Below are 23,530 nucleotides of genomic sequence, written 5' to 3'. Positions count from 1 at the left end.
GGGCCGCAGCGCTCCCGCCCGGCACCACCGCGCTCAGCGGCAGACATCCCCACCGAGCAGCGTCCGGTGCAGGTCGCGCAGCTCCCGTCCTGGCTCGATGGCGAGCTGCGCCGACAGCTCGGCCCGCCAGTCCCGGTAGACACCCAGGCCGTCGGCGGTACGCCCACTGTGGTGCAGGGCCAGCATCAGCTGCCCGCGCAGCCGCTCCCGGAACGGGTGCCGCCGGACCAACGTGACCAGCTCGCCGATCACCTGTGGGTGGTGACCCAGGTCCAATCGCACGGCCACCCGCTGCTCGATCGCGGCGAGCCGCGCCTCCTCCAGTTGCGGCACCTCCGCGTCGGTCAGCTCGTCGGTGCCGTCGGCCAACGCCGGCCCGCGCCACCAGCCGAGAGCCGCGCCCAACGCGGTTGACGCCTCCGCCAGCCGGCCCGCGTCGCCCAGCACAGCGGCCCGCCGCACCTCGTCGAGGAACCGGTCGAGGTCCAGCTCGCCCGCCTCCAACCGGACCGCGTAACCGTCGCGCCAGGAGCGGATGCGATCGGCACCGAGCGCCGCGCGCAGCTCGGAGACCCGCTTGCGCAGTTGGGTACGCGCGGTCGCCGGCGGCTGCTCGGCCCAGAGCAGGCGCACCAGCCGGCCCACCGACACCATCCGACCGCGGGCCAGCAGCAGCGCGGCCAGCACCGAGCGCTGCTGTGGACCGGCCAACCGCACCGACTGACCGGCACGGACGGCCTCGATCGGCCCCAGAATGCGGAACTCCATCTGCGTCACCTGCTCTCCTCGTCGCCGGCGCAACGGTCGCAGCGGGCGTCGTCGAAGCGCTGTCATCGCGCTGTCACGCGCCCTGCGGCTGGGCGGTCACCGTGCGTCAAAACCCACACCGCCGTGTCGGACCGTCGTGTTACCGTCGCTGCCGGTCGACGTCGCGAGGCGTCTGGTCGGCCGACGCTGGGGGCCTTCGATGGAGTGGGATTTCGCCGTGCTCGGCACGCTGCGCGTCTCTCGGCACGGCCGCACCATCCCCGTCCCGGCGAACCGGCAGCGGGCATTGCTGGCCACACTGCTGCTCAACCGGGGTGAGACGGTAAGCGTCGCCGCGCTCGTCGATCGCGTCTGGGGCACCGGGGCACCCACCCACGCGCGAGCCGCGCTGCACTCGCTGGTACGACGGCTGCGCAGCACCCTGACCATCGAGGGCCCCCCGGGCAAGCTGATCGCGACGCGCGCCAGCGGTTACCTCCTGGAGCTGCCCCCGGCCGCCCTCGACCTCTCCCGTTTCGACGCGCTCGTGGCGGCCAGCGTCACCGCCGACCCACAACGCCGAGCCGACCTGCTCCGGGACGCCCTGGCGCTGTGGCGCGGCGAGCCGTTGACGGACGTCGACTCCGAGGTGCTGCACCGCGAGGACGTGCCGGCGCTGAGCGAGCGGTGGGTGCGCGCCTTCGAGGTCTACTTCGACACCGAGCTGGCCCTCGGCCGGCACGCCGAGATCGTCGCTGAGCTGCGCAGGGCGATCCGGCGCAGCCCGCTGCGCGAGGGGCTGTGGGCGCAGCTGATGCTCGCGCTGTACCGCGACGGACGGCAGGCCGAAGCCCTCGACGCCTTCCACCGGCTCGCCACGATCCTCGCCGAGGAGTTGGGCGTCGACCCCGGGCCGGCGGTGCGGGAGTTGCGCGACGGTGTGCTCCGCGCCGACCCCGCGCTGAGCTGGCGACCACCTCCGGCAGCGGCCACGGCCACCCCCGCGGTGCCACCGATGTCATTGCTCCCGGCCGATATCGGCGTGCTGCACGGTCGGGTCGCGACAGTCGAGGCCATCCGGCGCTCCATCGCCGCCGCCGCCAGCGAGGGACGCCTGCCCCTGGTGTCCGTGTCGGGCGCTCCGGGCATCGGCAAGACCGCCCTCGCCGTTCACCTGGGTCACCAACTCGCGGACGAGTTCCCCGACGGCCAGTGGTACGCACGGCTGCGCGGCCAGCACAAGAATCAGGCTCGCCCCTTCGACCTCCTGTCCGAGCTGCTCAGCCACTCGGGCGTGCCCCCAGCGGCCCAACCCGCCACCGCCGACGCCCGTGCCGCCGCGTTACGGGCAGCGCTCGCCGGTCGCCGCGTCCTCATCGTCCTGGACGACGCCGCCTCGGCGGAGCAGGTCGAGCCGCTGCTGCCGGGCGCCGGCGGCTGCGCGGTGATCGTGACCAGCCGCAGCACTCTCGGCGCGCTGGTGGCGCTGCACGGTGGGCGGGCCGTCGGTCTGGACCCGCTCAGCCCGGAGGCCGCGGCCGACCTGCTCATCGCGGTGTTCCAGGATCACGGGTTCACTGTGGCGCCGGATGTGGTCCACGACCTTGCCGCGCTCTGCGGAAACCTCCCGCTGGCGTTGCGGATCGCGGCGGCCAACCTGGCCACGACCGGCCCGGACGACGCCCGCGCGTACGTGCGGCGACTGCGGGAGGGTGACCGGCTCGGCGGCCTCTCGGTGCCCGGCGACCCCCGAGTGGCGCTACGCGCCGCGATCACCCCCTCCTATCAACGGCTCGGCGTCGCCGAGCGGCGGGCGCTGCGACTGCTCGGGTCGACCCCCACCGACTGCTTCACCACCGAGGACCTCGCAGCACTGGCGGACGTCGACTGGTCCACGGCCGACGCCGTGCTGCGCACCCTGACCAGCAGCCACCTGGTCCGCCCCGCCGCCCAGGGCGGTCGGTTCGTGACCCACGACCTCATCCGCCTGTACGCGGCGGAGCAGTCCCGGCACGAGGACACCGTCAACCAGCGCGCCGAAGCCCTGGGTCGGCTGTTCCACGGTTACCTGGCCATCGCCGACGCGCTGGCGCGGCGCAACTACCCCCGGATGGCGTTCCTCCCCCGACCCGCCGGCTCGGTCCGGCGCACGGCGGGGGCCGCGCAACCCGAGTCGCCGAGCTGGTTCCACGCCGAGTACGCCAATCTGCTCACCGCCATCCGGCACGTGGCGCAGCACGGCCCACGTGAGATCGCCTGGCACCTCGCCGACCGGATGCGCGGCTACCTCCAGGAGACTGGGGCGCACGGCGAGTGGCGCGAGGTCGTCGAGCTGGGTCTGGCTCAGGCCCAACTCGAGGGCGACGACCCGGGGGTGGCCGCGATGCAGTCGAGTCTGGCGACGTTGAGCGCCAGCCGGGCCGACTACGCCGACGCGCGGCGGCGGTTCCAGGCGGCTTTGACCATCCAACGTCGTCTGGGCAACCGCACCGGGCAGGCGTCGATTCTCAACAACCTGGGCATCGTGCACCGGGAGGAGGGCCAGCTGACCGAGGCGGGCGAGTGCTACGCGCAGGCGCTGCGGCTCTACCGCGAGCTGGGCAACCGGCACGCCGAGTGGAGCTGCCTGGGCAACCTCGGCGTCGTGCAGTTGGAGCTGGGCCAGGTACACGACGCGGTCCGAGCCCAGCAGGCGGCGATGGAGGGTTACACGTCCCTCGACGTCGCCGAGCAGCCGCTCAACGACATCGCCAACGTCCTGCACAACCTCGCCGTCGGCATGCGCGCGCTCGGCCGGCCCGGCCTGGCGGTGCTGCACCTCACCCGGGCCGTGGTGCTCCGTCGCCAGGTGGGCAACCGCTACGGCGTCGCGACCGATCTTGACCAGCTCGCCGCCGCGTACGTCGACCTGGGCTACCACGTCAAGGCGCACGGGCTCGCCCAGGAGTGTCTGGCCATCGCCCGCGCGATCGGTCGACGTCGGGTCGAGGCGGAGGCTCTGGCCACCCTCGGCGCCGCCACGCTCGGCCTGCACGGCCCGGCACCGGCGCTCGATCTGCTGCATCAGGCGTTGCGGCTGGGCCGGGAGATCGGTTACCGCCGGGGCGAGGTCAACGCGCACCTCGGCCTGGCGGGCGCGTACCGGGCGGCCAACCGGCACCAGGAGGCGGCGCGGCACGCCCGGATGGGCGAACAACTCGCCCACGCGGCCCAGCACCACCTGCTGGCCCGGCAGGCCCGGGCGCTACTCGGCGACGCCGAGCCCGAGCCGCTGCTGCGGTCGGCCTGCTGAACGCTGTGGTGTCCGGCGGACGCGCTCCGGGGCGACCTCGGGTCGGCTCAGCGCGACTAGGATGATCGCCGTGCAGTTCGGGGTGCTCGGGCCGCTCGCCGTGACCACGGACGCCGGCGAGCCGGTGGTGGTGCCCGGCACGAAGGTCCGGGCGTTGCTGGCCGACCTGTTGGCCAACCGCAACCAGGTGGTCTCGGCGGACCGCCTCATCGACGACCTCTGGGGTGACGACGCCCCCGCGAACCCGGCCGGCGCCCTCCAGGTGCGGGTGTCGCAACTGCGCAAGGCGCTCAACGATGCCGAGCCCGGGGCCCGTGAGCTGGTCGAGTCCCGACCACCCGGCTACCTGCTGCGGGTCGACGCGGTCGACGTCGGTCGCTTCGACGAGTTGGCCCGGTGCGCCGACGTCGAGCGACTGACCGAGGCGCTCGCGTTGTGGCGCGGTGAGGCGTACGCCGACGTGGCCGACGCCGAGTTCGTCCGTGCCGAGGCGGCCCGCCTCGCCGAGCAGCGCCTCGTCGTCCAGGAGCGGTTGGCGCAGGCCCGGCTGGCCCGGGGTGAGCACGATCTGGTGGCCGCGGACCTGGCCGAGTTGGTCGCCAAGCATCCGTTGCGCGAGGGTCTGCGGGCGGTGCAGTTGCGCGCGTTGTACGCGGCCGGCCGCCAGTCCGAGGCGTTGGACAGCTACGCCGACCTGCGGGCCCGGCTCGCCGAGGACCTGGGCCTCGACCCCGGCCCGGAGCTGGTCGCCCTGCACCGCAGGATCCTCGAACAGGACGCCGGCCTGAGCGCACCGCCGAAGGCGGCGTTCATCCGGAACAGCCTGCCGGCCCCGCTCGACGAGTTGATCGGGCGGGCCGACGCGCTGGCCGAGCTACGGGCGTTGCTGCCCCGGCAGCGGCTGGTCACGCTTGTCGGGCCGGGTGGCGTCGGCAAGACCCGGCTGGCCACCGAGACGGCCCGCGCGGCGTCCTACCCGGACGGCGTCCAGCTGATCGAGCTGGCTCCGCTCCCGGCCGGTGACGCGCCCGTCGCCGAACAGGTCCTCGGCGCTCTGGGCGCCCACGAGGCCGCCGGAACGACAGTGTCCCCCGCCGACCGGGTGGTCACGGCCCTGCGGCACCGGCAGCTGCTGCTCGTGCTGGACAACTGCGAACACGTCATCGAACCGGTCGCCGAGCTGGTCGCCCGGCTGCTGCGCGACGTGCCCGGGGTGAGCGTGCTGGCCACCAGCAGGGAGCCACTCGGGCTGACCGGTGAGCTGCTCTGGGAGGTACCCCCACTGCCCGTGCCGGACGACGGTGACCTGGACGCGGTCCGGCGCTCGGCGGCGGCCCGGTTGTTCGTCGCCCGCGCCGCCGCGCAGCAGCGCGGTTTCCGCCTCGACCGGCAGACCGCGGCCGCTGTCGCCCAGCTGTGCCGCCGCCTCGACGGTTTGCCGCTGGCGTTGGAGCTGGCCGCGACCCGGGTCCGCGCGCTGGGCGTACGCGGGGTGGTGGACCGGCTCGACGACCGGTTCCGGCTGCTCACCACAGCGCAGCGGGACGTGCCACCCCGGCAGCGGACGCTGACCGCGGTGATCGGCTGGAGCTGGGACCTCCTGGACGAGCCCGACCGCGTGGTGCTCGCCCAACTGGCGGTGTTCCCGGACGGGTGCACCCCGGAGGCCGCCGAACAGGTCTGCCGAACCGACCTGGACGCCCTCGCCCGGCTGGTGGACCGGTCGCTTGTGGTGCTCGACGACGCCGGCGCGGCCCCCCGCTACCGGCTACTCGAGTCGGTGGCCGCGTTCTGCCTGGAACGCCTCACCCACGCCGACGAGGTGCGCGCGCGGCACGCCGCCTACTACACCGAGCTGGCCGAACGCGCCGACCCCGCGCTGCGCGGGGCCGACCAGCAACGCTGGCTGGCGCTGCTCGACGCCGAGCTGGCGAACCTGCGGTCGGCGCTGGCACACGGTGGCGGGCTGCGCCTGGCGGTCGCGCTGAGCTGGTACTGGTTCCTGCGCGGCCGGCTCACCGAGGCGCGGCGAGCGCTGGCCGTGCCCGGCGACCCGGAGCAGGAGGCCCGCGCGGCCCCCTGGCGGGTGGGCTTCGCCCTGTCGCAGGGTGCGGCGGTCGCACCGGACGACGTGCGCGCCGCGGTGGTCGCCGACCCGGCCGGCCACGCCGCGTGGTTCGCGGCCAACGCGGTCATCGAGCACGGCGACCTGGCCCTGGCGTCGGAGCTGCTGCCCACCGGCGCCGCCGACCCGTGGACCGAGGCCGCGGTGCTCACCTCCCTGGCCCACCTCGCACACGCCAACGGCGACCAGGCCACCCTGGAGCGCACCGCGACCCGCAGCGCCGCGCTCTTCGCCGACCTCGGCGACCGGTGGGGTCGGCTCCGGGCGACCGAGTGGGTCGGTGGGCTGGCCGACATGCGCGGTGAGCACGAGCGCGCCGCCGCGCTGCACCGGGAGGGGCTGCGCTGGGCCGAGGAGTTGGCGCTGTGGCCGCAGGTCTGCGCCGAGCTGTCCTGGCTGGCCTGGCTCGCCGTGCAGACCCGCGACTACGCCCAGGGTCGGGAGCTGGCCGAACGCGCGTACGACCTGGCGGTGGAGCAGGGCTCGCCCGGTGCGCTGATCTTCGCGGAGATGAGCCTTGGGCTGGCCGCCCGCCGCGACGGCAAGCTCGACCTGGCCGTCACCCACCTCAGCCGCCTCGCCGACCTGGGCCGGAGTGAGAGCCAACCCGCGCTCTACCTGCCGATGATCCTGGTGGAGCTGGGCTACGCGGTCGAGTTGGGCGGCGATCCGGACGCCGCGTTGGCCCTGCACGTCGAGGCGTTCGAGGCCGCCGAGGCGATGGCGACGATGCGCGACGCGGTCGGCCCGCTGGAGGGGATGGCGTCGGCGGTGCGCTCCCCCGAGATCGCCGTCCGGCTGCTGGGCGCCGCGGCCGCCGCCCGGCTCGCCACGCAGTCCCCCGCCGCGCCGGCCGAACGCGACGACACCGACCGGGTGACCGCACGCCTGCGGGCCGAACTCGGGCCGGAGCGCTTCGACGCGTTGCTCGCCGAGGGCGCGCAGCTGAGCCCGAGCGAGGCCCGGGCCCAGCTCTGATCTCCGGTCAGGCCGTCGTCTTCGGCCGGTACGACGCGACGATCACGCCGCTCTTGTGCACCCGGGTGTCGACCAGGTCGAACGACGCCTTGACGTCGGTCAGTGCCGCGGTGACGCTGGGGCCGCCCTCCAGCACCGGGTGGATCCAGAACCGGACCTCGTCCACCAGGCCCGCCCGGATCAGCTGGGCGGTGACCGATCCGAAGCCGTACTGGATGATGTTCTTGCCCTCCTGGGCCTTGAGCGCGGTGACCGCCTCGACCAGATCGCCCTGGAGCACCTCCGTGTTGTTCCAGGTGGGGTTGGTCAGGGTGGTCGAGGCGACGTACTTCTTGACGTTGTTGAAGTACGCGGCGCCAGTGGTCGGGTCGCTCTCGTCCATGTTCGGCCAGGCGGCGGACATGCCGTCGTAGGTGGCCCGGCCCATCAGCATCGCGTCGGCCTCGTTGGTCTGCTCGCCGGCGAGGCTCATGGCCTCCTCGTCGAAGTACGGCCCCGTCCACATCGGGTTCTCGATGACGCCGTCGAGGGTGATGTAGGTCGAGTTGATGAGCTTGCGCATCGGGATCTCCTGGGTGTCGGTCGTGCTCTCCGGTGACACCCAGAACTCTGCCGCAGCCCACTTACGATTCGCTTCAGGTGTCCTTACCCGGGTCCTCGGGGCTCGCCGGCGGGTCGGTCGACGGGATCGGCAGCGCCTGCGGGGTCACCGTGCCGCCGCCGGTCGAGTGGGCCGGGGCGGGGCGGTCACCGCCGCGGCTGTGCAGACGCCCACGCCCGGCCGGCCCGGCCCGCCGGGTCACCTCGACGGTCACCATCCGCACCGGCGGGGGCGGCGCTGTGAAACGCCCGACGCCCCACCGCACCCAGATCGGGATCCGGCCGGCGTCCGCCTCCGCGCGCAACTTCTGCACCGTACGGGCCCGGTCCGTGTGGTCGACCTCCACCACGACGGGCGGACCGTCGGGGCGGGCGCACGCCACGTCGAGAACCGAGTGCCGCTGCTCCAACGGCGGCGGCAACGGCAACACGCTGGGCGCGCGCCGGTAGACCCGCCAACCCTGGGCCTCGGCCCACCGTACCACCGAGTCGATCACCCGCGCGGTGACCTCGTCGGTGTCCAGGTCGACGAAGGTCACCTCGGTCAGCCAACGACCCAGGTCCGCGGCCAACCGCTCGCCCTGCGCCCCGACCTCCACCGGCGCAGGATAGCGCCTCAGCCGACGACGGTCGCGGTGGCGGCGAGGTGCCGGGTCAGCCAGGAGGTGGTGGCCGTACGGGCCGCCTCGGCGTTGTCCCGCGCCAGGAAGTCGTGCCCCTCCCCGTCGAGCACCAGGTGCCCGTGCGGCACGCCCCGGGCGGCGAGGGCCTCGGCGACCTGCGCCGACTCGCCCGCCGGCACGTTTGTGTCGTTGGCGCCGTGGATCAGCAGCACCGGCACGTCCAGCCGGTCGATGTGGGTCAGCGGGGAGAGGTCGCGCAGCAGGTCCCCGTCCCGCTGCGGGTCGCCGTACTTGCTGACGGCGGCGGCGGCGATCCACGGCTCGGTTTCGGCGAAGAAGGTCCGGAAGTCGGAGATGCCGCACTCGGCGACCCCGGCGGCGAACAGACCGGGGAAGTTCACCAGGACCGCGAGGACCAGGTAACCGCCGTAGGAACGGCCCAGACAGCCGAGCTGACCGGGCCGGGCGACACCGGCGTCCACGAGGAAGTCGGCGCAGGCCGCCACGTCGGCGATCGCACCGTAGCGGCCGGCGAGGTTGTCGGCGGCGACGAACGAGCGGCCGAACCCGGACGACCCGCGGACGTTGGGCGCGAAGACCGCGACGCCCTGCGCCACGAGGGCCTGGAACAGCGGGTTGTAGCCGGGACGCTCCTGCGCCTCCGGGCCACCGTGCAGGCTGATCGCGGTGGGCCAGGGGCCCGGCCCGGCCGGGCGGTACAGCCAGCCGGAGAGCGGCAGCCCGTCGCGGGCGCGCAGGTCGACAAGTTGCGGCGCGACACCGGCATCGTCCGTACGCGGGGCGGTGTCCGACCGCAGCGGGCGCGGCGCCCCGGTCGACGGGTCGACCAGCCACACCTCCCGGGGCCGCACCGGCCCCTGCGCGGTGAGGCAGAGCAGGCCGCCGTCGGCGGCGAAGGCGGCGTCGCCGAGCACCTCGCCCGGGGCGGCGACGGCCCGCTGCACACCGCTGGCGAAGTCGAGCAGGCTCAGCTCGCTGCGCCCGCCGTAGGTGTTCCACAACAGCGCGCCGCGCTGCCCGTCCGCGCTCGGCGTGACGTGCTCCAGTTCGGCGTCCGGTCGCCCGGCGAGCCGGGTCGGTGGCTGTTCCGGTCGGGTCAGGTCGACCCGCACCAGCGCGGCGAGCTCGGAGTACGCGTCGGTGCGGGCCAGCACGCTCGTGCCGTCCGGGCCGAACCAACCCTGGTCGGTGCTGCCCCGCCCGGTGTCCGGCACCAGCCGCCGCCGCTCGCCGGTCGCCACGTCGAGCAGCTCCAGCCAGCGGGCGTTGCGCGGGCCACGACGCAGCAGCGCCACTCCGGCGTCCGGGGTCACGTCCAGGAGCGTGAGCAGGTCGCCCTTGGCGAGCACCTGCCGTTGCCCGGTGCCCGCGTCGACCAGGAGTGCCTGCCCGCGCTCGTCGGTCTCGGTCACCGCCAGCACCGCGCCGTCGGGCAACCAGCCGGCGAGCGTGGCGCTGCGGCGGCCGAACCCGGCGACCTGGCGGCGTCGCGTACCGTCCGGGCGCACCACCCACAGCTCGGTGCGGGGCGCGCCCCCGGGGGCGACGACGCAGGCCAGCCACTTGCCGTCCGGGGACCAGCTCACCGCGAGGACCGGCTCGTCGCCCACCGGCAGCGCGACGGGCGGGCCCGCGTCGACGTCGCAGACCCAGACGCCGGGCGTTCCCGCCCGGTCGGAGAGGAACGCCACCCGGCGGCCGTCGGGGGACGGCGCGGGGGCGAAGTCCTCAATCGTGGGCACCGGCGGCGACATCGGCCGGTGGCTCGCGGGTCGGGCCCGGCGGGTGGTGCGCGGCGCCTCAATCCGTACGCTCATCATCTAAACCCCGATCCGCTGCAACCAGAGCTCCAGCAGCCCGAGCTGCCAGAGCGCGTTGGAGCCCAGCGTGGTCCGCCGGGCGTTCGGCGCGTCCAGCAACTCCTCCAGGTAGTCCTTGCGGAACAGGCCCCGCTCGCGCGCCGGTCGGGCGGTCAGCGCGTCCCGCACGTCGTCGAGCAGTGGGCCGGAGAGGTGCCGGATGGCGGGCACCGGAAAGTAGCCCTTCGGCCGGTCGATCACCTCGTCCGGGACGATGCCCCGGCTCGCCGCCTTCAGCACACCTTTGCCGCCCTGCGCCAACTTCATGGCCGGTGGGCAGGCGGCGGCCAGCTCGACCACCTCGTGGTCGAGGAACGGCACGCGGGCCTCCAGCCCCCAGGCCATCGTCATGTTGTCGACCCGCTTGACCGGGTCGTCGACGAGCATCACCAGGCTGTCCAGGCGCAGCGCCGCGTCCAGCGCGGTGTCCGCGCCGGGCGCGCCGAAGTGCGCGGTGACGAACTCCAGGCTGGCGTCGTGGTCGAGCATCCACTCGGGCGCCAGGTGCCCGCCTAGCGCGTCGTGGCGACGATCGAAGAACACCCGGGCGTACGCCTCGACGGCGTCCGCGCGGGCCACGTTCGCCATCGGCGGGTACCAGTCGTAGCCGGCGAGGATCTCGTCGGCGCCCTGCCCGGACTGCACCACAGTGATCCGCTGCGAGACCTCCTCGGAGAGCAGGTGGAACGCGACGCAGTCGTGGCTGACCATCGGCTCGCTCATCGCCGCGATGGCCCGGTGCACGGCGGGGACGAACCGCTCCGCGCCGATGCGGATCTGCTGGTGGTCGGTGTCGAAGTGGCGGGCCATCCGGTCGGAGTAGTGGAACTCGTCGCCGCTCTCCCCCGCCGCCGCCTCGAAGCCGATGCTGAAGGTGGCAAGCCCGGTCTGCCCCTGCTCGGCCAGCAGGGCGACGATCAGGCTGGAGTCGAGACCGCCGGAGAGCAGCACGCCGACCGGCACGTCGGCGACCATCCGCCGTCGTACGGCGGTGCGCAACGCCGCCATGAGCCGTTCCTGCCACTCGTCGGCGGACATGGCGGGGGCGGCGGCCCGGTTGAACTCCGGCCGCCAGTACGTGGTGTCGGTGCTCCGGCCGTCCGCGGTGATCACCCGCACGGTGGCCGGCGGCAGCTTGCGGACCCCGGCGAGGATCGTGCGTGGCGGTGGCACCACCGAGTGGAAGCTCATGTAGTGGTGCAGCGCCACCGGGTCGAGGTCGGTGTTCACGTCACCGGCGGCGAGCAACGCCGGCAGGGTCGAGGCGAAACGCACCCGGCCCGGTGTCTCGGCCAGGTAGAGCGGCTTGATGCCGAGCCGGTCGCGGGCCAGCACCAGGGTGTGCGTGGCCAGCTCGACCAGGGCGAACGCGAACATCCCGTGGAACCGCTCGACGCAGGCCGTCCCCCACCTGTGGTACGCCTTGAGGATCACCTCGGTGTCCGAGGTGGACCGGAAGGAGTAACCGGCGGCGGTCAGCTCGTCGCGCAGCTCCCGGTAGTTGTAGACACAGCCGTTGAAGACCATGGCAAGACCCAGCTCGGGGTCGACCATCGGCTGGGCGCCCGCGTCGGACAGGTCGATGATGCGCAGTCGGCGGTGCACAAGGGCCGCCGGCCCCTGCTGCCACCGCCCCTCGCCGTCCGGGCCCCGGGGGGTCAGGTCGGAGAGCATCCGCTCGACGGCGGCCAGGTCCGCTGGCGCCCCGTCGAGGCGGAACTCGCCTCCGAAACCGCACATGGCAGACACCTCTCATCCGCTGGATCCGGTGGGGCCGCTGACCGGTCCAGGCTTGGCGGACCGGGTTGCGTCCCGATGACGGGTGGGTCAAGCGTGGGTTACACCGACGGTTCGTCGGCTCCACCGAGCAGCCAGGTGTCCTTCGACCCGCCACCGCGCGACGAGTTGACGATCATGCTGCCGGCCGGCGCCACCCGGGTCAGCGCCACCGGCGCCACCTCGGCGGTGTCACCGAGGAACACGAACGCCCGCAGGTCGACGTGGCGGGGAGCGAGCGCCGTGCCGTCGAAGACCGGGTGCGTGGTCAGCGCGATCATCTCCTGGGCGATCCACCGGTGCGGGGCCGCGAGGATCTGCTCCCGGACGGCGTCCAACTCCTCCGCCTCGGCTCGGGGGCCGATCACCACCCGGTCACCGCCGTACCCGTCGACCGGCTTGAGCACCAGCTCGTCGAGCCGGCCCAGCACCTCGGCCCGTTGCTCGGGCAGCCCACACAGGTACGTCGGCACGTCCCCCAACAGCGGCTTCTCGCCCAGGTAGTACTCGATCAGCCGGGGCACGTACGCGTACAGCGCCTTGTCGTCACCGACACCGTTGCCCAACGCGTTGGCCAGCGTGAGCCGCCCGGCGTGCACGGCGGCGAGCAGCGGCCACCCCAACGGCACCCCGTCCGCGCCCGGCGCGTGCAGCAGCGCCTCCTCATCCATCCGCAGGTAGATCACGTCGACCTCGCGGCGGCAGCCCTCGCGGACCAACCGAACCCGGCCCTCCTCCACCAGCAGGTCGCTGGTCTCGGTCAGCGGAACGCCCATCTCGTCGGCGAGCAGCCGATGCTCGAACCACGCCGGATCACCCGGGCCGCTGCTGAGCACCACCACGGCGGGGTCGTCGGCGGCGGCGGGCGCGGCCGCGACCAACGCCCGGTACAGCATCGCCGGCGTCTCGTCGGCGGGCAGCAGATCCTCCGGCACCGGCAGCTCCGGCAGCACCGCCTGGGTCAGCCGACGGTTCTGCACCGCGTAGCCGATCCCGGACGGCACCCGCAGGTTGTCCTCCAGCACGTACCAGCCGCCGTCCGGGTCGCGGACGAGGTCGGTGCCGGACACCTGGGCGCGGGTGCCCCGCCGGCCCATCAGCGCCCCGGTCGGGCGCAGCCCGGGTGAGGACTCCACCACCCACGCCGGCACCACGCCGTCGGCCACCACGGCCCGGTCGGCGTAGACGTCGCGCAGGAACGCGTCGAGGGCGCGGGCTCGTTGCACCAGGCCGGTGCGCAGGGTCCGCCAGTCGGCGGCGGGCACCACCCGGGGCACCAGGTCCACCGGGAAGAGCCGGGTGCTCGCCTCGCCGGCCACGCTGAACGTCACCCCCCGGGCCCGCTGTTCCTCGTCCCGGTCGTGTTCGCGTTGACGCAGGGCGCCGGCGCCGAGCTGGCGCAGGGCCGCGAGCATCGGGGCGTACGCCGGCTGCGGTCCGGCCGGTCCGAAGACCTCGTCGCCGGCGTCGGCGTACGTGGGCAGCGTCGGCGGTGTCGGCGCACCCGGCAACGGCCCTCGGACCCGTCCCCGGGTTTCGTCGAGCAGCAGGTCGACCACGTCGGCCAACCGGCCACGCCGCTCGTACGCCCGCCGCTGCCGCGCCGCGGAGCTGCCGTGTTCCAGCGCGTACCGGGTCAGCTCGCTGACCTGCTCCCAGTCCCCGGTCGCCTCCAACTGCAGGCGCAGGTCGGTCACCAGCCGGCGGACCGCCTGGGCGGCCGGCACCGGTCGGGCCGACCGGGGCAGGTCGAGCAGGTCGCCTTCCAGCCCGGAGCGGGCCGCCCGCCACACGGCGGCGCGCAGCACCGGTGGTCGCACGGCTGTGCGGTCCACCCCGGCGCGCAGGGCGGCGACCTCCCGCCGGACGAGCGCCCGGAACAGGCCGGTGAGCAGGACGATGGTCTCCACGTCGGCGTTGGCGTCGGTGATCCGCAGCTCCACGGTGGGCACGTGCGCCGACGGCCGGACGTCGAAATAGATCATGGCGGGGTCGGTGATGGTCTCGGAGGAGATCAGCTCGGCGACCAGCGCCTCGTGGTCCGCGGCGCTGGTCACCTCGCCCGGGTCGCCGGCGGTGGGCCAGCGTTGCCAGACCAGCGATCGCACGCTGGCGTAGCCGCTGTCCTGGCCCATCCAGTACGGCGAGCTGGTGGAGAGGGCGAGCAGCACCGGCAGCCACGGTTGGACCCGACGGGTGACCGCCACCGCCAGGTCCCGGTCGGAGACGCCGACGTGCACCTGCGCTCCGCAGATCAGCTGCTCCCGGGCGAGCAGCTGGTATTCGTCGACCATCCGCCGGTAGCGGGACGTGGGGGTCACGCTCGGGTCGCCGTCGACGCGCAGCGGCACCGTGCCGGCCGCCACGATGCCCAGCCCGGCCCGGTCGGCGACCTGGACGGCCGCCTGCCGCAGCCGGGTCAACTCGGCGCGGATCTCGTCCAGGGTGCGACAGACCGCGGTGTTGGTCTCCACCACGCTGCGGTGCAACTCGGCGGTGAACGAGGTCGCCGGCAACCGGTCGAGCAACTCCCCGGCGCGGGGCACCAACTCCCGGGTGTGCAGGTCGACGACGTGGAACTCCTCCTCCACACCGATCGTGGCCAGGTCCGCCGGGTCACCGTCGTCCAGCGACAGGACCGGGTTCGTGCGCGGGGCGGGCAGCGTCCGGCCGTTGCCGGACCGGCCCACCGGCCCGTCGTACGTCGGCGCGTTCGTGGTGTTGTCGGCCATGGTCACCCCGGTTCGCGTGTCGGTGGTCGGGACTGTCCGACGAGCGTTCCCAGGGTTGGTACCGGGGGTGTTTCCGGCGCGTTAAGGTGACGCGCCCGTTCTGTCCGGGCTGCTCAGGGACTCTGTCCGGGCTGCTCAGCGACTCGCCGTCCGGTACTCGATGGACGCGGCGACCCGGTCGGTGGTGGCGGCGCCGAGTTCCCGTTCGGTGAGCCACAGCCCCAGATCGAGCCCGGCCGACAGCGCGCCGGCGGTGACCCGGTCACCGTCGTCGACCACCCGCTCGTCGAGGACTGTGACGTCGTAGGCGCGCAACTCGTCGTACGCGTTGCGGTTGGTGGTCGCCCGCCGACCCGTCAGCAGGCCGGCGGCCGCGAGCACCAGCGCACCTGTGCACACCGACGCCAGCCACCGCGCCGTCGGCGCCAACGCGGCCAGCCGCGCCGGAAGCACACCGCGCTGCGCCTGCGCCCAGGCACCCTCGGTGGCCCGGTCCAGCCATCCGCCACCCGGGACGATCACGCCGTCGGCCTGATTCAGCACCTCGGGGACCTGGAGTTGGACACCGCGCATGCTGGTGACCAGGCCCGGCCGCTCGACGGCGACCAGCCCCACGTCGAAGCCGGCCATCGACAACACCTCGAACGGCCCGAAGACGTCCAGTTCGTCGAAGCCGTCGAACACCACGATCTCGATTCGCATACGGCCCAGAATCTCCCGTCGAGCGGGCAGCGACGAGTGGCATCCTTGCCATCATGCGTAAGAGTTCCGCCACGCACCGGGTCGCCGTTCTCGCCCTCCCCAGAGTCGTCGCCTTCGATCTGACCATCGCGACGCAGGTCTTCGGCCACGAGGGCCACGGCCGGTACGCGATGACGGTGTGCGCACTGGACGGTGGTTCGGTCACCACCACCACCGGCGGCCTGGAGCTGACAGTCGCCGCCGCGCTTGACGCGCTCGACGATGCCGACACGGTGATCGTGCCCGGATTCCGCCGTGGGCCGGCACCGGCGCGTGCTCTCCAGGCGCTGCGGCAGGCACACCGTCGTGGCGCCCGCATCGCGTCGATCTGCACCGGTGCCTTCGCGCTGGCCCAGGCCGGTCTGCTCGACGGCCGCCGCGCGACGACCCACTGGGCGCACGCCGACGCGCTCGCCCACGAGCACCCGCTGGTGCTCGTGGACGCGAACGCGCTGTACATCGACGAAGGTGAGGTGCTCACCAGCGCCGGACTCGCCGCCGGCCTCGACATGTGCCTCTACCTCGTCGGCCGCGACCACGGGCAGGCCGTCGCCATCCAACGGGCCCGCCACATGGTCACACCACTGCACCGAGCCGGCGGTCAGGCCCAGTTCATCCCGGTCGGCATCCCGGGTGAGGACGACGAACTGGCCACGCTCACCGCGTGGGCGAGCAACAACCTGCACCGCCCGATCACCGTCGCGGACCTTGCCCGGCAGGGTGTGATGTCCAGCCGTTCGCTGCACCGTGCCTTTCGGAGTCGGTTCCGGACGAGCCCACGAGCCTGGCTGATCCAGCAACGGCTACGCGCAGCCTGCACCCTGCTCGAGGACGGCGGGATCACCGTTGACGAGGTCGCTCGGCGCACCGGTCTGGGCACGGCGACCAACCTCCGTGCGCATTTCCAGCGGGCCTTCGCGACCACCCCTACCGCGTACCGGCGGGCCTTCACCCCCTGACCCTCGACGGTGACCGTGGCGCGGCCGCGGTCACCTCATGTTCGTCACCACGAACGGCGCGTGGCCGTGCAGGTAGTTGGTCCACCCGCCGGTCACCGGCGCTCCCGGGCTGAGCAGATTCGTGGTGTCGGTGCCGACGTCGAGCTTCCAGGCCGTCCAGGAGATGCCGTTGGCTTTCATCCAGTCGATCCAGGACTGCGCCTCCGGCAGGCAGGCCCGGCCGTCGAGGCCACCATCGGCGTTACTGGCGCCCCACTCGGTGACGAACAGCGCCAGACCCGCGCGGATCGCCGCGTCGCCCTTGGCGCGCAGCGACGCCCCGTGCGTGCAGGAGTAGAAGTGCAGCGTGTACATCAGGTTGGTGCCGGTGACCGGGCTGGCCGCCGCGACGTCCACGTCCTGTGACCAGGTCGGGGTGCCGAGCACGATGATGTTGTCCGGGTCGGCGGCGCGGATCGCGGACACCACCGCCTGGTGGTACGGCTTGATGACGTTGGTCCAGCTGACCTGCAGCGGCTCGTTGTAGGGCTCCCAGATGACGTTGGGCAGGTTGCCGTACCGACGGGCCAGGTCACCGAAGAACGCCACCGCCTGGGACTGGTTGTTCTGCGCCTCGTGCGCGTGCCAGTCGACGATCACGTACACCCCTGCGGTGACCGCGTTGTTGATGATGGTTTCCACCTGCGCGCGCGCCTTGGCCGGGTCACTGAGGTACGCCCCCGCCGGCTCCACGCCCATGGCCGCGCGGATCACCTGGAGGTTCCAGTTGTCCCGCATCCAGGTCAACGCGGAGAGGTTCTCGGCGTACGGGGCGGTCTCCCAGTTGAGCCACATGCTGCTGATTCCGCGCAGCTGCACCCGGGCGCCGGACCTGTCGCACATCGTGGTGCCACAGACCCGCAGTTGCCCGTGCCGCTCGACGGGCGTACCCGTGGTGGGCGGCGGGGTGGTCGGCGGCGGCGTGGTCGGCGGCGGCGTGGTCGGCGGGGGCGTGGTCGGGGGCGGGCCGCCGGCGCAGGCCGCGCCGTTCACTGTGCAGTTGACCGGGGTGCCGGTGCCGTTGACGAGGAAGCCGAACGAGGTGGAGGCGCCGGCGGCGAGGGTGCCGTTCCAGGACACGTTGGCGAACGTGTAGTGGCTGCCCGAGGTGGTCTGTTGCGCGTTCCACGACTGGCTGACGGTCGAGGAGGACGGCAGGTCGAACTCGACCCGCCAGCTGGTGATCTGTGCGGAGGTGTCGTTGGTGACGGTGACCTGCCCCTGGTAGCCATTGCCCCAGTTGTTCGTCACGGAGAACACGGCGGTCGCCGCGCTGGCCGGTGTGGCGGCGACCAGGGCCACCCCACCGGCGAGCAGGCCGGCGACGGCCAGGGTCGTGACGAGTCTCAGTGTGCGCATGCGGAACCCGCTTCGGATCGACGGTGGTGGCCTGAGGCGGGGCGGCGCCTTTCGCGCACAATATCGATCAATGCCTATGCCGGCAAGGCGGACGTAACGGGGACCGACCCTGCCCGGGCCGGCCCCCGAGGCGTTCAGGCCGCTGGGCGTACCCGGTAGGCCAGGTGGGTGACGCCGTCGCCCTCGACGACGCTGAACGGGCCGTCCAGCTGAAGTGGCGCGATCTTCAGGTCGGCGAAGAGCGGGATGCCGGAACCGAGCAGGACCGGGACGAGGTCGACGTGCACCTCGTCGAGCAGGCCGGCCTCGACGACCTGGGCGGCGATGGTGCCGCCGTTGACACCGACCTCCTTGTCGCCGGCGATCGCCTTCGCCCGGGCGATGGCGCTCTCGATGCCGTCGGTGACGAAGACGAACGAGTCATTCTCGGGCGCCCAGCCCTCCGGCACGCTGTGCGTGACAACCACGACAGGTACGTCCAAGGGATGCCGGCCACCCCACCCGCTGGTGATGTCGAACAGCCGCCGGCCGACGACGAGCGCGCCGGTCCGCTCGGTGAGAGCCCGCAGATGCCGGGCGCTCGTGGCGGAGGTCCGAAAGGTCAACTCGGGGTCGGCCGTCGGCGTCTCGACGTCGCCGTTCTCGTACCACTGGAAGAGGTACTCGAAGCCACCGTGGGACGCGTCCGCGATGTAGCCGTCCAACGACATCGTCGCCCCGGTCGTCACCTTCGTCATCGATCCACTCCTCGGTCCGTGCCCGTGTCGGCTCGTCGGCGGGACCGGGTATCCCCGGCCCTCTACCCATGGTCGAAGCCGGCGCGACAGTCCTCGACACGTTCGCCGAACTTTCTGACGGCGTGTTCTCAGCGGATCCGCGCGGCGACGGCGGCAGCCGCGACGGTCGCCCCGGCGTCGTTGAGGTGCAGGTGGTCGCCGTGATCGTACGCGGGCCGCAGGGCGTCCGGGTCGGTCGGATCAGCGAGAATCCGGTCGAGGTCGACGACGGCGTCGTACTCGCCGCCGCCGCGGATCCAACGGTTCACCTCATCACGGAGCATCTCGTTCTGCGCGGTGTCGTAGCCGACGGCGTTCTTCATCGGCGGCATCGTGACGCCGACGACGGCGACCCGGTCGGCTCGTGCGGCCCGGATCAGCGCCCGGTGACCGTCGATGAGCTGGGCGGCGGTCACCACGGGTGAGGCGCCGCAGCCGAAGTCCGGGTAGCCACCGCCACCGATGTCGTTGATGCCGATCAGAACCACGGCGACCCGTACGCCCGGCAGCCCGAGCGCGTCGCGCCGGAACCGGGTGACGCCCTGCTCGCCGTAACACGGTGAGTCGGCGAGCAGCTTGTTGCCGCTGATACCGGCGTTGGCGACGGCCAGCGGGCGGCCGGTGGCGACCAGGCGCTCGGCCAACTGGTCCGGGTAACGGTTGTCGGCGCCGGGCGTGGAACCGTAGCCGTCGGTCTGCGAGTCGCCGAACGTCACCACAGTGCCGCGGGTGCGCGGTGACCCGGCGACGTCCACGCCGGCGAGGTGATACCAGGACTGGCTGGTCTCGCCGGTGAACGCGGCAGCGCGGTGATCGAAGCGGTGATCACCCGTGGAGCGGTACGTGCTGGTGAGCCCGCCCTGGTGGAAGGTCGCCGGGCCGGTGGGACCGGCGAAGTACAGCGTGACGGTCAACGCCTCCAGCGCCCGGACGGGCAGGCGCACCGGATCGGAGGTGGCCTCGGCGCCGGCCGGCACGGTGGTCGACAGTCGTCGTTCGAAGGTGACCGGAAGCAGGGTGCCGGGTCGCACCGCCGCCCCGGAGATCGGACGCCCCACTGTGGCACCGGTCAGTCGCAGCGGTTGGTTGCCGTACCTGTTGGACAGTCGGATCCGGATCAGGGAACCGGCGGCGCTGACCCGGACCACCTGCCGGACCGACTGGTCGGCGAAACCGGGGACGGACCAGTTCGGGCCGTCCCAGTCGTTGCCCGGCACGGGGTGGTGGTGCGCCGCCGACCACGCGGTCGACCAACCGACCGGGCCGTCGCGCCCGGTGGTCGTGGCGTTCGCCGGGACGGCCGGCGCCAGCAGGAGCAGAGCGGTGAGTACGGGGAGGATGCGGCCTGCCGAGTTCGACACGGGAAGGTCCCTTCGGGAGCGGTGGGTGGGTGAAGCGTTGTGTTTCACCCTGCTCCGACCGCCTTACCGTTTACTTACGGTCAGGCGCGCAGCGCGTTGAGCACCAGGTCGGCGTACCGGCGCCACACCGCCGGGTCGCGCTCGTCGAGCACGATGAGCTGCCGGACCGCCCCGCAGAGGATCACCCGGATGTCCAGCTCCCCGGCGTCCGGGCGGATCTTGCCGGAGGCTCGGGCCGCCGCCACCAGTTGCCCGATCAGGCCCAGGATGCGCGCGGCGGGCACCAGCCTGCCCTCGAAGAACGCGTCGGCGAGGACCCGGTCGCGCGCGAGGCGTCCGAACAGGTCGGGCACGAAGGAACACCACTCCCGGTACGCGTCGGCGCCGTCGAGCGCCGCGCGGATGCGCTGCTCCAGCTCCTGAAACTGCCGCTGCACGACCGCGACGATGAGGTCTTCCTTGCTGGGATAGCTGCGGTACACGGTCGCGCGACCCACCCCGGCCCGCTCCGCGACCTGCGGCACCGTCACCTGGAGACCCTGCTCGGCGAAGAGCTCCCGGGCGGCGGCGATCACCCGCTCCTGGTTGCGACGGGCGTCCAGACGCCGATGGGGGGCATCCGGGTCGCTCGGCGTCGGCGGGGTCATGGTGTCACTCTGCCCGCTCGGTCTCGTCGGTCAGCAGCGGCTCGTCGCCGTACACGGTGGTGAGTTCGACGTTGAGCACCGTGGCCACCCGGCCGAACGACCAGTAGTAGCCGATCACCTGAAGCACCTCGACGATCTCGCGCTCGCTGAGGATGTGCCGCACCTCGTCGAAGAGGTCGTCGGGAACGCGTGGCGACCGGACCACCTCGGCGGCGAACCGGATGAGCGTACGGTCATGACCGGAGAGGGCCGGGTTGTCGATGTCCCGGCTGGTAATGATCTCGCGGGTGGCCCGGTCGACACCGGCCGCCTCGGACATCGGGCGGTGCTGGGCGGCCACGAACTCGCACTCGGTGTACTCGGCCACGGTCAGGATGACCAGTTCCCGCGAGCGGGCGGGCAGTTCCAGCGAGGTGAACTGCGCCCTCGCGAGCTGGATGAAGAGGTTCACAGTGCCGACCGAGTGGGTCAGCATCTTGACCATCGGGTCGGGTGGCAGTGCGGACAGGACGTCGCGGACGTCGGCCGGAATGGCGTTCGGGTCGGGGTCGGCAAGGCGGGGCATGGCTCTCTCTCCAGCGCTGGTCGTCGAGATGGTTCAGGCGGACAGGTCGAAACCCGTCTCGCTGAGGTGGCGGAAGCGGCCGTCCTCGGCGTACGACCCGAAGATGGCGATCTCCCGCTTGGCGGTCGACCCGTCGGCCAGGGTGATCTCGTAGACGTGCCGTTCGGCGTAGCGGAGACCGTCGTGCAGCTCGTCGAGGACCCGCACGGTGCCGCTGACGATCTGGCCGCGCACCCGGGTGACCATCTCAACGAAGCCGGCCCGATCGAGCGTCTCGCCGTCGCTGCGGTGGGTGTAGTCGGGGGCGTAGAACTCGTCGAGCGCCTCGGTCAGGTCGCGCGTCGGCTCGAAGACGACGGCGCGCAGGGCGTCGCTGATCCGTACCTGGGTCATGGGGCTCCTCGTACGCACTTTCGGGCAGATGCGGACTCACGAGTCCGCTTAGCCTCCACCGTACCGGACTCCTGAGTCCGCTTCCGGTGAGAGTCGTCACGTACCCGGGCACAGCTGCGCCCGCCACCGCACGTGCGACTCGGCCAGCCCGGTCGTAGCGTGGGGCGCATGCGAACCACCACGCTGGGCAGCACCGGTCCCGAGGTCGGCGTCATCGGCCTCGGTTGCATGGGCATGAGCCACGGCTACGACATCACCGGCCCTCGCGACGACGACACGTCGATCTCCGTCATCCGACAGGCACTGGATCTGGGCGCGACGCTTGTCGACACGTCCGACGTGTACGGGCCGTACACCAACGAGGAGCTTGTCGGGCGGGCGCTGGCCGGTGGTCACCGGGAGCGGGCCGTGCTGGCGACGAAGGTCGGCCTGGTCGCCACCTCCCCCACCGGCGGCCCCGGCAACTCACCGAAGATCGGTAACAACGGCCGCCCGGAGCACATCCGCGCGGCGATCGACGAGAGCCTGCGCCGGCTCGGCACCGACCACGTCGACCTGTACCAGTTGCACCGGGTCGACCCGGAGGTGCCCATCGAGGAGTCCTGGGGTGCGATGGCCGAGGTCGTGGCGGCGGGCAAGGCCCGGCAGATCGGGCTGTCCGAGGTGACGGTGACGCAGATCGTGCGGGCCCAGGCGGTGCACCCGGTGGCGTCGGTGCAGTCCGAGCTGTCGCTGTGGACCCGCGACCCGTTGACCGAGGTGTTGCCGTACTGCGCCCAGCAGGGCATCGCCTTCCTGCCGTTCTCCCCACTGGGTCGCGGTTTCCTCGCCGGCCGGTTCACCTCGTTCGACGACCTGCCCGCCGACGACTTCCGGCGGGGCCTGCCGCGTTTCCAGCAGGACGCGCTTTGCGCCAACCTCGCCATCGTCGCCCGGGTTCGGGAGATCGCCGACCGGGCCGGCTTCAGCCCCGCGCAGGTCGCCCTCGCGTGGGTGGTCGCCCAGGGCGACCAGGTCATCCCAATCCCCGGGACCAAGACCCCGACGTACCTGGCGGACAACTGCGCGGCCGCCGACGTGCGGCTCAGCGCCGAGGATCTGTCCGACCTGGACGCGCTGCCCGCACCCGAGGGTGGCCGCTACTGAGATTCCGGCGGCCCGGCACCGCGTGGCCGGGCCGCCACCGGCGGGCCGAACCTGACCCCGACACCTGGCGAGTAGAGCACGCTGACCGGCGGCCCGACCGGTGCCGGCAGCCCGGCTGCGGCAACCAACTCGTCATCCAGGTGCAGCAGCTCGGCCCGGTGCAGCGGCCAGCTCGGATGCCAGTTCGGCAGGTGCAGCGTGCGCCCGTACGCCCGGGTGTGCAGCCCCCAACGGGCGGTGACGAAGTGTTCGAGCGGGGTCGGGTCGACGATCCGCTCCCCCACCCGCACCACCATCCGGCTCGTCGCGCCCGCCGGCCCAGGCCAACGCCGCCGGCAACTGTAGGTGCGACGGTCGCCGTCGCGATCCAACCGCATCGACGACCAGAGGTACGGCAGGCGCAGCGTCGCCCGCGCGACGAGCACCGGCACCAGGCGGGACGCGTCGAGGGACCGGAACACGACAGCTCGTCGGCCGGCGTCGTCGACGGAGTAGAGCCGGACGTTGGTCTCCCAGAAGGTGCCGAAGTAGGGCACCCCCGGGCCACGGCCGAAGCCCAGCCCGACCATCCGAAAGCCGATGAGGCCGACGTAGCTGACCCCCTGCACCGTGTCCGGACGAGTGCCGGCGGGTAGCAACGGCGCGACGAGTGCCGGAGCGACGGCCCAGTGCAGGAAGGTGAGGTCCTCCCAGCGCTGGCGCAGGATCGCCCAGGGGAACGCCTGCCGGGGCGCGTGGTCGACCGGTTCGGGGTGCACGCCCTCATCCTGGCCCAGGCGACCGGCCGGCGT

18 protein-coding genes are annotated in these 23,530 nt (G+C 72.9%); 4 read left to right on the top strand and 14 right to left on the bottom strand.

Annotated features, from left to right (window positions below; genetic code table 11):
- Positions 1–33: 33 nt before the first annotated feature.
- Positions 34–768, bottom strand: coding sequence for an AfsR/SARP family transcriptional regulator (locus IW248_RS07920; protein ID WP_231396879.1), 735 nt, complete (start codon positions 766–768; stop codon positions 34–36).
- A 199-nt stretch (positions 769–967) separates the two neighbouring features.
- On the opposite strand from IW248_RS07920, the gene IW248_RS07915 reads away from it, so the two are divergent.
- Together IW248_RS07915 and IW248_RS07910 are read left to right on the top strand one after the other, a co-directional pair.
- The gene (locus IW248_RS07915; protein WP_196926366.1) at positions 968–4,039 is read left to right on the top strand and encodes an AfsR/SARP family transcriptional regulator; all 3,072 of its coding nucleotides are present in this window, start codon (positions 968–970) and stop codon (positions 4,037–4,039) included.
- A gap of 70 nt (positions 4,040–4,109) precedes the next feature.
- Positions 4,110–7,142 (top strand): AfsR/SARP family transcriptional regulator, encoded by a 3,033-nt coding sequence (locus tag IW248_RS07910; protein ID WP_196926365.1) that lies wholly within the window; start codon positions 4,110–4,112, stop codon positions 7,140–7,142.
- 7 nt (positions 7,143–7,149) lie between these two features.
- On the opposite strand, the gene IW248_RS07905 is transcribed toward IW248_RS07910, so the two are convergent.
- From IW248_RS07905 to IW248_RS07880, 6 genes are all read right to left on the bottom strand, one after another.
- Positions 7,150–7,704 carry a dihydrofolate reductase family protein gene (locus tag IW248_RS07905; RefSeq protein ID WP_196926364.1) on the bottom strand — a complete coding sequence of 185 codons (555 nt, stop codon included), beginning with the start codon at positions 7,702–7,704 and terminating at the stop codon, positions 7,150–7,152.
- 73 nt (positions 7,705–7,777) lie between these two features.
- Positions 7,778–8,341, bottom strand: a complete 564-nt coding sequence (locus tag IW248_RS07900; RefSeq protein ID WP_307787831.1) for a hypothetical protein — start codon at positions 8,339–8,341, stop codon at positions 7,778–7,780.
- 17 nt (positions 8,342–8,358) lie between these two features.
- A complete protein-coding gene (locus IW248_RS07895) occupies positions 8,359–10,203 on the bottom strand; it encodes a S9 family peptidase (protein WP_196926363.1) in 1,845 nt (614 codons plus the stop codon).
- Positions 10,204–10,206: 3 nt separating this feature from the next.
- On the bottom strand, positions 10,207–11,985 hold the full coding sequence (locus IW248_RS07890) for an N-acetylglutaminylglutamine amidotransferase (protein ID WP_196926362.1): 1,779 nt from the start codon (positions 11,983–11,985) through the stop codon (positions 10,207–10,209).
- Between the two features lie 98 nt (positions 11,986–12,083).
- Positions 12,084–14,753, bottom strand: coding sequence for a carboxylate--amine ligase/circularly permuted type 2 ATP-grasp protein (locus tag IW248_RS07885; protein ID WP_196926361.1), 2,670 nt, complete (start codon positions 14,751–14,753; stop codon positions 12,084–12,086).
- A gap of 135 nt (positions 14,754–14,888) precedes the next feature.
- A complete protein-coding gene (locus IW248_RS07880; RefSeq protein WP_196926360.1) occupies positions 14,889–15,455 on the bottom strand; it encodes a DJ-1/PfpI family protein in 567 nt (188 codons plus the stop codon).
- 53 nt (positions 15,456–15,508) lie between these two features.
- On the opposite strand from IW248_RS07880, the gene IW248_RS07875 reads away from it, so the two are divergent.
- Entirely contained in the window at positions 15,509–16,453 is a 945-nt protein-coding gene (locus IW248_RS07875) for a GlxA family transcriptional regulator (protein WP_196926359.1), read from the top strand.
- A gap of 30 nt (positions 16,454–16,483) precedes the next feature.
- Here IW248_RS07875 and IW248_RS07870 read toward each other — a convergent pair whose 3' ends face one another.
- The 6 genes from IW248_RS07870 to IW248_RS07845 all read right to left on the bottom strand — a co-directional run bounded on the left by IW248_RS07870 (position 16,484) and on the right by IW248_RS07845 (position 21,593).
- Positions 16,484–17,851: a cellulase family glycosylhydrolase gene (locus IW248_RS07870; RefSeq protein ID WP_196926358.1), complete on the bottom strand. Its 1,368-nt coding sequence runs from the start codon at positions 17,849–17,851 to the stop codon at positions 16,484–16,486.
- Positions 17,852–17,985: 134 nt separating this feature from the next.
- Positions 17,986–18,588: a dihydrofolate reductase family protein gene (locus IW248_RS07865; protein ID WP_196926357.1), complete on the bottom strand. Its 603-nt coding sequence runs from the start codon at positions 18,586–18,588 to the stop codon at positions 17,986–17,988.
- Between the two features lie 128 nt (positions 18,589–18,716).
- Entirely contained in the window at positions 18,717–19,988 is a 1,272-nt protein-coding gene (locus IW248_RS07860; protein WP_196926356.1) for a GDSL-type esterase/lipase family protein, read from the bottom strand.
- 80 nt (positions 19,989–20,068) lie between these two features.
- The gene (locus IW248_RS07855) at positions 20,069–20,635 is read right to left on the bottom strand and encodes a TetR/AcrR family transcriptional regulator (protein WP_196926355.1); all 567 of its coding nucleotides are present in this window, start codon (positions 20,633–20,635) and stop codon (positions 20,069–20,071) included.
- A 4-nt stretch (positions 20,636–20,639) separates the two neighbouring features.
- Positions 20,640–21,200, bottom strand: coding sequence for a carboxymuconolactone decarboxylase family protein (locus IW248_RS07850; protein ID WP_196926354.1), 561 nt, complete (start codon positions 21,198–21,200; stop codon positions 20,640–20,642).
- A 33-nt stretch (positions 21,201–21,233) separates the two neighbouring features.
- Positions 21,234–21,593 (bottom strand): hypothetical protein, encoded by a 360-nt coding sequence (locus tag IW248_RS07845; protein ID WP_196926353.1) that lies wholly within the window; start codon positions 21,591–21,593, stop codon positions 21,234–21,236.
- A gap of 168 nt (positions 21,594–21,761) precedes the next feature.
- On the opposite strand from IW248_RS07845, the gene IW248_RS07840 reads away from it, so the two are divergent.
- Entirely contained in the window at positions 21,762–22,739 is a 978-nt protein-coding gene (locus IW248_RS07840; RefSeq protein ID WP_196926352.1) for an aldo/keto reductase, read from the top strand.
- Here the strand turns inward: IW248_RS07840 and IW248_RS07835 are convergent.
- Positions 22,733–23,497 (bottom strand): YqjF family protein, encoded by a 765-nt coding sequence (locus IW248_RS07835; RefSeq protein WP_196926351.1) that lies wholly within the window; start codon positions 23,495–23,497, stop codon positions 22,733–22,735. The two genes, IW248_RS07840 and IW248_RS07835, sit on opposite strands and share 7 nt — an antisense overlap.
- Positions 23,498–23,530 lie beyond the last annotated feature (33 nt).

This window comes from Micromonospora ureilytica (genome assembly GCF_015751765.1).
GTDB classification, from domain to species: Bacteria; Actinomycetota; Actinomycetes; order Mycobacteriales; family Micromonosporaceae; genus Micromonospora; species Micromonospora ureilytica.
This window is presented reverse-complemented; position numbering and strand designations above follow the sequence as displayed.